This is a genomic window from Streptomyces griseochromogenes, assembly GCF_001542625.1.
In the GTDB taxonomy this organism is placed as follows: Bacteria; Actinomycetota; Actinomycetes; order Streptomycetales; family Streptomycetaceae; genus Streptomyces; species Streptomyces griseochromogenes.
The window spans coordinates 4,765,896-4,779,375 of record NZ_CP016279.1; the positions used below are offsets into that span (position 1 = coordinate 4,765,896).

10 protein-coding genes and 2 pseudogenes are annotated in these 13,480 nt (G+C 70.0%); 9 read left to right on the forward strand and 3 right to left on the reverse strand.

The window, feature by feature from the left end; genetic code table 11:
* Position 1 precedes the first annotated feature (1 nt).
* Positions 2-96 (reverse strand): annotated as a pseudogene (locus AVL59_RS52235).
* 193 nt (positions 97-289) lie between these two features.
* On the reverse strand, positions 290-1,591 hold the full coding sequence (locus tag AVL59_RS20135; protein ID WP_237281570.1) for a hypothetical protein: 1,302 nt from the start codon (positions 1,589-1,591) through the stop codon (positions 290-292).
* Positions 1,592-1,849: 258 nt separating this feature from the next.
* Here AVL59_RS20135 and AVL59_RS20140 point away from each other — a divergent pair, with 258 nt between their 5' ends.
* The 8 genes from AVL59_RS20140 to AVL59_RS20175 all read left to right on the forward strand — a co-directional run bounded on the left by AVL59_RS20140 (position 1,850) and on the right by AVL59_RS20175 (position 10,921).
* Entirely contained in the window at positions 1,850-2,620 is a 771-nt protein-coding gene (locus tag AVL59_RS20140; RefSeq protein ID WP_067306344.1) for an SDR family NAD(P)-dependent oxidoreductase, read from the forward strand.
* A gap of 39 nt (positions 2,621-2,659) precedes the next feature.
* Complete coding sequence (locus tag AVL59_RS55860) at positions 2,660-5,548, forward strand: BTAD domain-containing putative transcriptional regulator (protein WP_067306345.1); 2,889 nt, start codon at positions 2,660-2,662, stop codon at positions 5,546-5,548.
* 38 nt (positions 5,549-5,586) lie between these two features.
* Positions 5,587-6,210, forward strand: a complete 624-nt coding sequence (locus AVL59_RS20150; RefSeq protein WP_067306352.1) for an LLM class flavin-dependent oxidoreductase — start codon at positions 5,587-5,589, stop codon at positions 6,208-6,210.
* A gap of 354 nt (positions 6,211-6,564) precedes the next feature.
* Positions 6,565-7,251: an SDR family oxidoreductase gene (locus tag AVL59_RS20155; RefSeq protein ID WP_067306354.1), complete on the forward strand. Its 687-nt coding sequence runs from the start codon at positions 6,565-6,567 to the stop codon at positions 7,249-7,251.
* A gap of 106 nt (positions 7,252-7,357) precedes the next feature.
* Positions 7,358-8,116, forward strand: a complete 759-nt coding sequence (locus AVL59_RS20160; protein ID WP_067306357.1) for an SDR family oxidoreductase — start codon at positions 7,358-7,360, stop codon at positions 8,114-8,116.
* Between the two features lie 235 nt (positions 8,117-8,351).
* Positions 8,352-8,771, forward strand: coding sequence for a hypothetical protein (locus AVL59_RS20165; RefSeq protein WP_067306360.1), 420 nt, complete (start codon positions 8,352-8,354; stop codon positions 8,769-8,771).
* A gap of 470 nt (positions 8,772-9,241) precedes the next feature.
* A complete protein-coding gene (locus AVL59_RS20170) occupies positions 9,242-9,913 on the forward strand; it encodes a HEAT repeat domain-containing protein (protein ID WP_067317541.1) in 672 nt (223 codons plus the stop codon).
* A gap of 3 nt (positions 9,914-9,916) precedes the next feature.
* Positions 9,917-10,921 carry a MerR family transcriptional regulator gene (locus AVL59_RS20175; protein ID WP_067306363.1) on the forward strand — a complete coding sequence of 335 codons (1,005 nt, stop codon included), beginning with the start codon at positions 9,917-9,919 and terminating at the stop codon, positions 10,919-10,921.
* Between the two features lie 350 nt (positions 10,922-11,271).
* On the opposite strand, the pseudogene AVL59_RS20180 reads toward AVL59_RS20175, so the two are convergent.
* Positions 11,272-11,607 (reverse strand): annotated as a pseudogene (locus AVL59_RS20180) (VOC family protein); the annotation flags it as partial.
* Between the two features lie 782 nt (positions 11,608-12,389).
* Between AVL59_RS20180 and AVL59_RS20185 the strand changes: the two are divergent.
* A complete protein-coding gene (locus AVL59_RS20185; protein ID WP_208870412.1) occupies positions 12,390-13,469 on the forward strand; it encodes a zinc-dependent alcohol dehydrogenase family protein in 1,080 nt (359 codons plus the stop codon).
* Positions 13,470-13,480 lie beyond the last annotated feature (11 nt).

Consider the following 13,480-nt stretch of genomic DNA (forward strand, 5'->3'; position numbering starts at 1 on the left):
GCGGAGAGGGCAGGATTCGAACCTGCGCAGGCCTCCAAGGGCCCGACCTCGAGACGCACTCGCCGGTCCCCGATCAACCACTCCGGGCACCTCTCCTCGCTCCCGGCGCCCCGGTCTCCCGCGGCGCCGTTCACGTGTACAACACTGACACCCCTGCCTGACACGGCGCTGACGCGCCTTGGTCGGACAGGGACCTGACCGGATCAGAAACAGCGGGAACCGAGTGGTCGCTGTCGCAGCCGTGCACAGGGACGTCGTCCCCGCAGCCCCTGATCAAACCGGAGTTTTCTCAGGCGGACGGAACCAGAGAGAAGACCACGCGCTTTCCAGTGGTGGTGTTCTCCCGCTCGTTGAGACCCCACAGGCGCCCGGACGACGGGGCGTAGGAGAGGTTCTGGGTCAGCGGCGGCGCGTGGGTGAGGACGTGCGGGGCCTCCCCGACCGCTGCGCGGTGGATGCAGTACGGCACATCGGAGTCGGTGGTGCCCGCGGTCTCGGGACACTCACCGCTGAAGTAGTAGTACTGACCGTCCGTCGCGGCGCCCTGCACCTTCCAGATCGGCACGCTGTACACGGCGGACGCGGTGACCGTACCCGTGGTGTCGTCCTCGGTGTCGGTGTTCGGCAGAGCCGTGCTCGCGTTCAGCGGCCAGCGCATCAGCGGGCCGCCGCCGTGCTCCGCGATCTGCGTCGTGACCAGGGCATCGGGCGTCGAACTACGGTCCAGGCTCAGCGAGGTCAGGCACGGCTCGATCGCGTTGCACGGGTCACCGGCGGAGCCGGTGAAGTAGGCGCCGACCATGGGCAGCGCCCAGTTGCTGTAGTGGGCCGAGGAGTTGCCGTTGCTCTCCACCCCGACCGAAGCGGAGCCGGTGTCGCTCATCTTCCACAGATGCCGCAGGTCGTAGACCTGGATCTGGTGCCCGGTGGCGACGAACAGCTTGTTGCCGTACCAGGTGACGCCGTCGGCGTGGCCACTCAGCACGTCCGTCTGCGGCATGTCGCCCGCTCCGCCCACCGCGCGGAAGGTGGCGCTGGAGCTGCTGGTCGAGTACGGGTCCACCAGCAGCACGTGCTGGTACGTGACCGAGGTGCCGGTCGACTCGGCGATGGTGATCCGCGCGTAGTCGTTGTTCGTGTAGTGCCAGGAAGCGATGTACAGGTAGTGGCCGTTCCACGTCCCCCCGGGCTGCGCGTCATGCGAGCCGGTCAGCCCCTGGGGCGTCCATACCGAGGACGTGTCGTCGGTCTGGTTCCAGCAGAAGCCGTCGTACTTGAGCGAACCGTCGAGGTTCGTGTTGTGGCACAGTGCCGGCCGGCCCGCGTGGCCGCCGTCGGCGAGGATCTGTTCGGGCGAGGTGCGCACGGAGACGCTGCCCGACGCCTCTATGTTGCGGATCGCCTCGCCACGCTTTCCGAAATCCCCCGCACGCATCGTGTATTCGCCGGGGTGAACTGTCACCGGTGCCAGCACCGACGCGGCGGCCGCCGGATGAGCCACCGACAACGTGACGGCGGAGAGCAGCAGGGCCAGAAACGCACCTGCGGCCCCGCTCCACCGGCGACTCGTCAAGAACATGCGTTTGGTCATGTCGGCCGACGCTACCTCACCCCTCCACAGCCGACACTCAGGGATACGGGCCCACGCCGCACACCTGACGACAGCTTTTGACGTCAGACGGACGCGAGTTGGCGCCGCGTGGTGGTTGGTTCGAGGAGTCATCGGGAGGCTGCTTCGTACGTGTCGACGCCGGTGAGTGCGCGGTGAGCCGGCGGTGAGGGGGCCGGCGGAAGGTGGACCCATCGCCGGTTCCGGCAGTGGAACCGGCCCCGATCAAGGGAGTCGACGATGGGTGCTCTGACCGGTAAGACGGCGCTGGTGACGGGCGGTTCGCGGGGGATCGGGCGGGCGGTGGCGCTGCGGTTGGCCGCCGACGGTGCGCTGGTCGCCGTGCACTACGGGGAGAACGCGGAGGCGGCCGCAGAGACCGTGGCTCTGATCGAGAAGGCCGGCGGACAGGCCTTCGACGTCCGCGCTCGGTTCGGCACCGCCGGCGCCGTGGACGCGCTGTTCGAGCGGCTGGCCGACGGACTGGGCGGCCGTGGGCTGGATGTTCTCGTGAACAACGCGGGGATCGCCTCCACCCACTCGATCGCCGACGTCACCGAGGAGGAGTGGGAGAGGCTGCTCGCGGTCAACGTCACCACCCCGTTCTTCGTGATCCGGAGTGCGCTGCCGCTGCTCAACGACGGCGGGCGCATCGTCAACATGGGTTCCACCGCCAGCCGGTTCGCCGTCTCCACCCAGATCGGCTACACCGTCACCAAGGCCGCCCTGGAGTCGCTGGCCCCGTCGCTGGCGAACGAACTCGGACGCCGGAGCATCACCGTGAACACGGTCGCGCCGGGCGCGGTGCGCACCGACCTCACCGCGGACTACACGTCGATCCCTGAGGTGGTCGCCGGCTTGGAGGCGATCACCGCCCTGGGGCGGCTCGGCCAGCCGGAGGACGTGGCCGATGTCGTCGGCTTCCTGGCGGGTCCGCAGGGCCGCTGGGTCACCGGGCAGACCATCGATGTGTCCGGCGGCACCTGGCTCGGGCCCATCGCGGCAGGGTGAGCGTCCCAACTGTCGTACCTCACCTGCATAATCGGCCGCATGCGCTTTGGAATCCTCGGCGAGACGCAGATGTGGGGCGACGACGGCACGCCGGTGCCGCTCGGCGGCCCCGCCCGCCGGGCCCTGCTCACCCTGCTGCTGATCCGGCCCGGAGAGGCCGTCCCGGCCGACCGGCTGGCGGAAGGCGCGGGCCCGGACGGCGCCCCGTCCGCGCACGCGCTGCAGTCACAGGTGTCCCGACTGCGTACGGCGCTCGCCGGGGCGGCCGTGATCGAGCGGACCGGGGCGGGTTACCGCCTCCTCGCCGACACGGACGACGTGGACGCGGGCCGCTTCGAGCGCCTGGCCGCCGAGGGCCGGGTCGCGCTGCGGGAGGGCGACGCCGAGCGGGCCGTGACGGCGCTGCGCGCGGCACTTCAGCTGTGGCGGGGTCCCGCGCTCGCCGACCTCGCTGACGTCGAGCAGGGCGGCGCCCCCGCCGTTCGGCTGGAGGAACTGCGGCTGACGGCCCTTGAGCACCGCATCGAGGCCGAGCTGCTGCTCGGCGAACACCGCGCACTCGTACCGGAGTTGCGGGAACTCGTAGGTCGGCATCCACTGCGGGAGCGGGTCGCCGCCTTGTTGATCCGGGCCCTGTTCGCCGACGGCGGCCACGCCGAGGCGCTGCTGGTGTACGAGCAGGTACGCCGGCATCTCGCGGAGGAGCTGGGCACGGACCCGTCGGCGGAACTCGGCGCCCTGCACAGGGAGTTGCTGGCCGCAGACTCTGTGCCCGTCCCCGCTGCGCCACCCGCCCCGCTGACGGCGTTCGTCGGCCGCTCCGGTGAGGTCGCCGATGTGACCGGCCTGCTGCGCGTGGCCCGCCTGGTGACGCTGACCGGGCCGGGCGGGGTCGGTAAGACCCGGCTCGCCGCCGAGATCACCGCCGCCGCGGACGACGAGGTGTGCTTCGTGGAACTCGGCCCGCTGCGCGACCCGCGCGTCCTGCCGCAGACCCTGCTCGGCGCGCTCGGGCTGCGCGAGCGGGGACTGCACGCCGGCGACGCCGGCGGCCAGGGCGCACTCGACCGGTTGACGGCCGCCCTGTCCGGCCGGACGTTGCTGCTGGTCCTCGACAACTGCGAGCACCTGGTGGAGGAGGCCGCCGTCCTCGCGGCCCGGCTGCTCACCACCAGCCCGGGGCTGCGCGTGCTGGCGACGAGCCGCGAGCCGCTCGGGGTCATCGGCGAGCACCTGCACACCGTACGGCCACTGGACGACGCGGCGGCCGCCGAACTGTTCACCGACCGGGCCCGAGCGGTACGGCGCGCCTTCGTGCCCGATCCGGAGGCGGTGCGCAGGGTCTGCGCGGCACTGGACAACCTGCCGCTCGCCATCGAACTGGCCGCGGCCCGGCTGCGCACGCTGAGCCTGGGAGAGCTGGCCGACCGGTTGCACGACCGGCTCGGCGTGGCCGCACGGGGCAGCCGCGCGGCAGACATCAGACACCGGACCCTGCGATCGGTCGTCGCCTGGAGCTGGGACCTGCTGGATGTGCGGGAGCAGCAGGCGGCCCGGCGGTTCTCCGTGTTCGCGGCAGGCGCGACCACGGACACCGCGTGCCAGGTGTGCGGCACCGACGAGGACACCCTGGCGGCGCTGGCCGACAAGTCCCTGTTGGAGCGGTCGGCGGGGCGCTACCGCATGCTGTCCACGATCCGCGCCTACGCCGCCGAACGCCTCGACGAGGCGGGGGAGGAGAGTGGCACGAACGCCTCCCACACCCGTGCCGTGCTCGAAATCCTCCGTAGGACCGAGCCGTTGCTGCGAGACCGCCACCAACTCCTCTGGATGGAAGCCCTGTCGGCGGAGCAGGCCGAGCTGCTGGCTGCCGTGCGCCGTGCGGTCGGCGCGGGTGAGTGGCGGACCGCGCTGGAACTGCTCGGCGCGGCCTCGACGTACTTGTGGATCCGGGGCGCCGCCGACACCTTCGCCGTCCAGGCCGACGCCGTACTGGACACCCTGGGAGACGACGTGCCGGACGGGCTGGGCGAGGAGTACGCACTGTGCGTGCTGCTGGCCGCGTCCGGGCCGAACGGACGGCAGGCCTGGCGCCGTCACCGGAAGACCGCGGAGCGGGCGCTGACCGCGGCCTGGTCGGGGACGGACCCCGGCCGGTGGCCGGCCGGGCTGCTGCCGTGGATGATGCACCAGGCGAGCGACGGCGACGCGCGCGCCGCCCACGCCCTCGTCTCCGCCCAGCGGGACCGTCCCGACCCCTGGACCAGGGCGGCCGCGCACTATGTCGCCGCCTATGGCCCGCTCGGCGACGGCGACCTCACCGCCGCCGAACAGGGCTTCCGGACGGCGGCCGCGGGGTTCCGGGCGCTGGGCGAGCGCTGGGGCGCCGCACTGGTCCTGGACGGGCTGGCCGGCCTCGCCGGTGAGCGCGGCGCTCACGCGGAGGCGGCCGCGCTCATCGACGACGCGCTCGGCCTCGCCGAGGAGCTGGGCGCCCTGGAGGACTGCGCCGATCTCCTGGTCAACCGCGGTGACCTGAGAGCGGCGGCCGACCCGGAGGCGGCCGGTTGTGACTACGCCCGGGCCGCGGAGTACGCCTGCCGGGCCGGCAGCGAGCGTGCTCTGGCGGCGGCCCGGCGGGGGCTCGCGGACATCGCGCTGCTCGACGGTGACACGGCCACGGCGCGGGAGCTCTACACCCGGGCCCTGGAACGGCTCGACCCGCACTGGGTCAAGGGCGTCGGCAACCGCGTCCGCACGCTGGCCGGGCTCGCCGGCATCGCCCTGGCGGACGGGGACCCGGCCGGGGCCAGGGCCCTCTATCGGGAGGCGGCCCGGTCGGCGGTCCTGCCGGGCCACGAACTGCCCGAATCACTACGTCTGTTGGGCCTGCCGGACGCGATGGTGGAGGCGGTGAGCAAGCATTGAGCGGCCGGTGAGCGCTCGGGTGGCGCAGGCTCGGGGACATGACGAACCACGACACCCCGAAGAACCTCGGCATCCACCTCTCCGGCGCCTCCGTCGCGGCCCCCACGTTCGCCTACTGGCTGGTCCACCACGGCTTCCGCCCGACCACGGTGGAAGGCGCCCCCGCCCCACGAGGGCGTCGGAGTCGGCACCGCCCGGCAGACCGAGAGATGCGTGACCACGGCGTCGATCCGCGCACCCGCGGCGCCCGGCTGGGCGAGCAACTGGCCGCGCTCAGGGAGATCTGGACCAAGGACGAGGCCGAGTTCCACGGGGAGCACATCGACTTCGACCCGGTCTACTCCTGGCCGAAGCCGGTGCGGACGCCCCCGATCCATCACGGCGGTGACGGGTCCCGCGTGCTGGCCAGGGTCCGGACGTACGGCGACGTGTGGATGCCCTCGGCCGTCGCGGACCCGACCGATGTCCCGGCCCGGCCGGCCGCGGCCGACGGTCTACCGGTGTCGGTCCACAACGTCCCGGGCGCCGACGAGCGCCTCATCGACGTCTATGGGGAGGCCGGCGTCGAACGACTGACCCTCTTCATCGACGAGTTCCCCGAAGCCCAGATCCTCCCCGGGCTGGACGACCTGGCGAAACTCATCGAGCGCTGTCCCGGCTGAAACCGCAGGTCAGGCGAGATCGGCTGGCACGCCGCGGGCGAGGCCCGGCCCGGCACATGCAATGCCGCGGCATCTGGTGCAGGCTGGCACTGGAGGAAGCGTGCTCCCCGGGTGCGCCGACACGTATGACTGCCTGTCCGCCCGGCGCCGTCTGAACCGCGGCTCGGGAAAACGAGCCCCGACCGAGGGCGGATGGGTCCCCCTCTGTGCACGTCGCACGCGGACACGGGTACGCCCGACTCGCTGCGAGCCGCGCCGAGCCTGGCTGAGCGGAGCCGAGCTGAGCGATCGAGGGAGCAGAACTTGTTGCCGGCGCCTGGCCGGCACGGCAGGCGCCGCCAGGAGGGAAGCGCGATGGAGATCAAAGGATCGGTCGCCCTGGTGACGGGGGCCAATCGCGGCATCGGCCGCGCGTTCGCCCGCGCGCTGATCGACCACGGAGCGGCCAAGGTCTACGCCGCTGTCCGCGATCCGGCGACCGTGAGCGACGAGGACGTCACTCCGCTGCGTCTGGACGTCACAAAGCCCGATGAGGTCGCCGAGGCAGCCGCGGTCGCGGACGACGTCACCATAGTGATCAACAACGCTGCTGTCGGCGGTTTCGACACCGAGCTCCTGACAGGCTCACTCGACGGCGCGCGCGAGGCGATGGAGACCAACTACTTCGGCACCTGGGCCGTCTCACGTGCCTTCGCCCCTGTCCTGGCCCGCAACGGAGGCGGCGCACTGGTGAACATGCTGTCCGTGGCCTCCTGGGCCTCGCGGCCGGACTACCCCGGGTACGCGGCTTCCAAGTCGGCCCAGTGGTCGTTGACGGGCGCCCTGCGGCAAGCCCTGCGCGAACAGGGGACCCTTGTGATCGGCGTCCACGCCGGTTTCGTGGAGACAGATCTCAGTTCCTTCACGGACGCACCGAAGATCACCGCCGCCGACGTCGCCGAGCAGACCATGGAAGCCCTCGCGAACGACCGCGTCGAGGTCCTCACCGACGAACGGACCAGGCAGGTCAAGCACGCTTTGTCGCAACCGCCCGAGGGGTGAGAAGAAGCCGGCCTCATCGGAAAGTGACTCATCGCCAAGGACGCATCCCGGCCGCTCCGGGCGGCCGCGGCAGAGCAGGATCCATGAGTACGGCCGAGGAGGATCCATGAGTTCTGAGCCATCGGCGGCGCACAGCCCCCGCGACCCGGCTCTGCTCGGACAGACCCTCGTCGTGATCGGCGGGAGCGCGGGTATCGGGCTGGCGACCGCCAGGCACGCCCGTGCCGAAGGCGCGAGAGCGATCCTCACCGGACGGGACCCCGAACGGCTGCGCGCCGCGGCAGCCGAGGTCGAAGCGCTCAGCACGGCCGCCTTCGACGCCGACGACCCGGCACGGTTGCAGCGGTTCTTCCAGGAGCTGCCCAGGCCGGTCGACCATGTGATGGTGACGGCCGGACACCCGTCCTACGGGCGTCTGCTGGACATGGACTCCGATCAGGCGCGCCGGGCGATCAGCGGCCACATGGTGCTCGCGCTGGAGGTCGCGCGCCACGCCGCCGGTACGGTACGACCGGGCGGCACGCTGCTGCTCATGGGCGGCACGGGCGCCCGGCGGATCCGGGCCGGACTCGGGATCGCGCCCGCGGCCACCGCGGCGATGCCCGCGCTCACCGCCAGTCTCGCGCTCGAGCTCGCACCGGTCCGGGTCAACCTGATCGCCGCCGGCTTCGTGGACACGCCGTTGTCGGCCAGGCTTCTCGGCGACGGACTCGACGCGCGTCGCGAGGAACTGCGCACCACACTGCCGATCGGCCGCGTCGTCGAACCGGCCGACGTCGCGGCGCTCGCCGTTCACATCATGACCAACACGGCACTCACCGGTGCGACCTACGACATCGACGGCGGCCAGCAACTCGTCGGCTGAGGGCAGCGGTCACGGTGTCACGTCGATCCAGCAGCCGGACGTCACCAGGGGACAGCCGGCCTTCCTTCCCCCGGGAGCCGTCGATCCGGGACCGTCCGGCTGTTACAAGACAGGGACAAACCCACGATGAACGCCTGCCACCGGGGTGACGTCGTTTCTAGTGACTACGCCAATCGACATGTACGTCGCCTTTGGCGCGAAAAGGTTTCTCACCTCAGAAAGGGACAGATCTGTGATGGTCTCGAAGCGGCGCTCCCTGCGCATAGCCGTTGTCGGCGCCCTCGGCGCGGCCTCCCTCGCCCTCGCGGGCACCGCGATGGCGGCCACCCCTGCCCCACACGCCGCCTCTCCCGTCGCCGCCGCGCACAAGGCTCAGGCCGCCAAGGCCGGCATCACCGCCAAGCCGTCGGCTTCCTCGGTCCGCGCCTGGCAGCTGTTCCGGGTCACGGGCCAGACCACCGGCCTCACGGCGGGCAGCAAGGTGACCCTGCAGCAGAAGCAGCACGGCAAGTGGGTCACCCTGCCCGCGTCCGCGCCCATCGCCCGGAACGGCTCCTACTCGCTGGGCGTCAAGCTCGGACTGAAGGGCAAGAACGACCTGCGCGTCGTCAACGGCAACACGGCGTCACAGGTCTTCAACGTGACGGTCCGCTGAGCCGCCCCGCCACACGGCCCATGGCCACGCCGCTGGGGCAGCTCTGCTTCACGCAGCTCTGCCCCAGCGGCTCGACCAACGCCTCGATCGCTGCCTGGAGATGCCTGTTCTGCCCTGGCCACGCGGCGTGGAACCAGCCAGCTCTTGGCGGTAGCCGCGGCCGTCCAACCAGACTTCGATGACAGTGCGGGTGCTGAGTGCCGCGGCGGCGGCCGGAGCCCACCGCCCCGGGGGGAGTAGGGAATCGTAGAAGCCCGGGGAAGGCCGGCCCAGGTCGTCGGCAGGGTGACGCTGATCATCCACCGCCGTGAAGCCGAGGTCGGAGCGGATCTCGACACTGACCTGTCCATGCGTGCCGTCACGACGGTGCAGTGCGTCCCACACGACTGTTCGCAGCACCTGAGCGGGAAGCTCAGGGTTGACCTTGACACAGTGACAACGTCTTCACTGCGGCCGAGGAGGTGGTCCTGATGACCGTGCCGAAAGAGGACACGAACACGATGCGAGCTCTCCAAGGGCTGGAGAACGACAGCTCGTCGGTCCGGCTGCAGGCAGCGCTGGCGGTTGGCACGACCCCGGACCCGGAGTTCATCGGCAAGCTCATCGAGCGATGCGCGGTCGAACCCGAGTTCTATGTGCGCGATATGCTGACGTGGGCACTCACCCGGCACGCGGCATCGATGACGGTCCCGGTGCTTCTCGACGAAGTCCGCTCGGAGCGTGCGCAGGCACGGAGCCAGGCGTTGCACACGCTGTCCAAGATCGGGGATCGGCAAGCGTGGCCGGCGATGACACCGGCTTTGCTGTCCGACGTCGACGACGAGGTGGCTCGGAGCGCCTGGCGGGCAGCGGTCGTGCTCGTGCCCGAAGGTGAGGAGCACCAGTTGGCCGTAGTGTTGGCCACGCAGCTCGGGCGCGGCGAACGCGAGACGCAGCTGAGCCTCAGCAGGGCACTGATCGCGCTCGGGGAGGCGATGTTGCCGACACTGAGCACCTCGACGATGGATCTCGACCCTCGCGTGCGCGCGCACGCAATCGCCACGGAACGGCTGTGGCGCGACCCGGATACCGGATTCGGGGTCGCGATTGAGGAGGCGAAGCGCATCGTGGCCCTCGGCGGGCCCGGCCAGGAGGGGCGGTAGGCAGTGTTGATCGGTGATGTCGCGCGACGGTCCGGGGTCAGCGCCCGCATGCTCAGGCATTACGAATCGCTCGGCTTGGTGCGGCCAACGGGTCGCACCGACACCGGCTATCGCCAGTACTCCAGCGAGGACATCCGGCGAATCTTCCACATCGAGAGCCTGCGGTCGTTGGGGCTGTCCCTGCGTGATGTCAGGCGCGCACTCGATGACCCCGGCTTCGCGCCCGCGGAGCTCGTCGACGACCTCATCCGCCAGACGCGAGACCGCATCGAAGCGGAGACGGAGCTGCTGACGCGACTTCGTCGGATCGGTGCCGCGGAACCCGCCGGCTGGGAGGACGTCCTCCAGATCGTCGCGCTCCTCCAGGCGTTGGGGTCGAAGAGTGCGGGGGCACGGCAGCGCGCGGCCCTGTCCGCCGTCGAGGAAGTTCCCGTGCCGGTGGAAGCACTGGTCGAGGCCGTGTTGAGCGAGTCGGACCCGAACGTCGCCGGAGCCCTTCGTTGGGCTCTGGTGCACTCGGGCGAGGACGGGCTGGCACTGCTTGCGGAGGGCCTCGGCTCATCCGCACCCGAGGTGCGAAAACGTGCCGTCGAGTCCATCGCCGAGATTCCGAACGCCGAGGCGACCGCACTGCTGCGGGACGCCCTGACGAACCCCGACATCGTGGTCCGCGGGTACGCGGCTCTGGCGCTCGGGGCACGCGGCGTGGCCGACGCGGTCCCGACGCTCCTCGACATGATCGTCGAGGAGAGGAACGACGCCGACGCAGCCGACGCGCTGAGCACGCTGGCGAGTGATCCCGCGTTGGCCGATCAGATCGCTACTGGGCTCGTCGACTGCCTCGCCCACGGCACCACTGGATCGTCCGCACGTCTACGGCTGACACAGGCGCTCGCGGACATCCCGGGGATCCCGGCGTCGCGTGCCCTTGCCGACCTGTCACATGACGAAGATCGTGTCCTCGCGCTCACGGCGACATACATTCTCAAGCTGCGCGACGCACGATAGCGAATGGCCACGGCGAAGGGATGCGTAACGCTGTCCGATGCTCGGGGCTGGACTCAGAGTGAGGGCCGACGGTACAACAATTGCTTCCCGCCGTCGGACTGGTTGCCGGACAGAGAACGTCGTCACCGACTATCTGTCCTTGCGCAACAGCCCTTCCCCCGGCACCTGGCTGGAAGACCACCCGAGATCGACCAAGCCACCCGTCTGGCAAAACCCCAGCACAACACCCGATCCCGGCCATGCATATGGGGACGACCCCGTACGACCAACCCGCGTCCTACGCCATCGATATGTGCACTCCGTCCGAGGGATCCACTACTAGGCATTGCGTGGACGCGCCGGCCCGCCAGTCACCGCTCAGCCGTAATCACAGACGTGCCCGGGAAGAAGTCGGCGCTTTGGACATACTCCATCGCTTGGTGAACTCCGGGTCGCCGGGTGACCTCGGTGACCGACGTTCCGCCCGCAACAACCGCCTGACGGTGCACAGCGTCGGCGTCCTCGACATAGAGGCGGAGGAAGCCAGGGGTCGGGGGCCACTCCGGCCGCGCATCGAACATCATCACCACCGAGTCGCCGATCCGTACCTCCGCATGCTCGATGCTGCCGTCCTCGCCGGCCAGACACGCGAGCTCCTGCGCGCCGAAGGCCGTCCTCATGTAGTCGATGAGCCGCACCGTGTCGCACTGGTAAAGGGCCGTTGTTCAAGAGCTGCGGTATTCCTAAGACCACGCCTTGTCCACCGGCGCTCACTGACACTCCTCGTGCCAGGGTCTGGCAGGAGGTTGTGGGCCCGGCGACGGCTCGCAGCGCCGTTGCGGCCTCGTATCGGCCGATCGGGGTGAGCGGAGCGATTGGTAACCAATCCGGCCGCCGGCACGCTGCCCGCCTTCTGGAGGCTCATCCGGAATGCTCTGCCCCCGCTGTACCGGCCCGTGGGTGGTGCGCAACGCCGGGAGGGGAGCGGGGGCGGTCGATCCGTCATTGCTTCGCCAAAGACCGTGGACTGCGCTCGATCGGGTACTCGGAGCGTGCACCGGCGGCGTGGCGCCCATGGAATCGGCGGGGTGTGATGCGGCAGAAGGAGTACAAGGCCACAGGATCTGTTCAGCCAGCTGTGAGACCGGGCAGGGCGAGTGCCTCTCCGGTCGCAGTGCCCCGGTTCGGGTTCTTTACTAGTAAGTACAAATCTCGCCAAACCGTGCGGTCTGAGAGGTGGCGTGGCGGAGTATTCCTTCGTCGGTGAGGCGTCACAAGGTGGACGGGCATGGGTTGCCGCGTGTCGGCGTGCTGTGCTCTCTGCAGGTCTCCGGGTGAGCTACATCGAGGAAGAAGCGGACATCCTGGGACAGCTTGATGGCAAGGTCGGTATGGGTGGCTGCTCGACCGGGATCGGTCTGGCTATATAGCTCGTCGGTTCGTCGCCGGGGGCTCCACCGCGCACCTCACGAGCCGGAGCAGAACCGAGTTGGATACCGCCGTGGAAACCCTCGGGGACCGGGCCGTCGGCATCCAAAGCGATGTCTCGAATTTCGACGAAGCGACGAAGCGACGAAGCGAGGAGTCGTGTCCCATGCTCGCCATTCACCTCACTCAGTTCGGGGAGCCGGGGAAGAGCCTGAAGGTGGTGGACGTGCCCGAGCCCCCGGCTCCCACCGCAGGACAGGCGCTGATCCAGGTCGAGTACGCCCCGCTCGACCACCACGACCTTCTCCTGGCGCAAGGTATCTACCCCGTACGCCCTGAGCTGCCGATGGCTATCGGAAACGAGGGCGTCGGGACGGTCGTGTCCGTAGGGCCCGGCGTCATGGAGATCAGCCCCGGCGAGAGGGTCCTGCTTCCCTTCGGCGTCTTTTCCTGGTCCGAGCGGGTGGTGGCCGAGGCGGCAGACCTGACCGTCGTGGACAAGTCCATCAGCCTTGAACAGGCAGCGATGCTCACCATCAATCCCGTGAGCGCGGGGCTTCTGGTCGGCCTGCGGGACCTTCGGGCCGGTTCCTGGGTGGTGCAGAACGCGGCCAACAGCGGGGTAGGCCGGTCTGTCATCGTGTTCGCCAAGGAACGAGGGCTGCGCACGATCAACATCGTTCGGCGCGCGGAACTCGTGAGCGAACTCCGAGATCTCGGCGCCGACATCGTGGTTGTCGACTCGGCGGACGCCGGGGCGCGTGTGCGGGAAGCCGTCGGCTCCGATCCGGTGCTACTCGGCCTTGACGGTGTCAGCGGTGCGGCGACTGCACTGTTGCTGGACGTACTGACCGACGGCGCCCTGCTGGCGATCTACGGGTATTTGAGCGGCCAGCCGTTCACGCCCGATCCTGACGTGCTGAGGACGAAGAACATCACCACGACGGAATTCTGGATGTACCAGGACGAGTTGCTTCCCCGGTTTCCGGCTCTGAACGCGGAGTCCGCGCGGCTGGTCTCCGAGGGAAGACTCGTCCTGCCCTCCGCGCCCGTCTACAAGGCGGCGGATTTTCCCGAGGCGCTCGCGTATTTCCGGGAGAACGGCAAGGTCCTGCTGGACTTCGACCCGCCTCGCGCGTAGGCGCCGCCGCA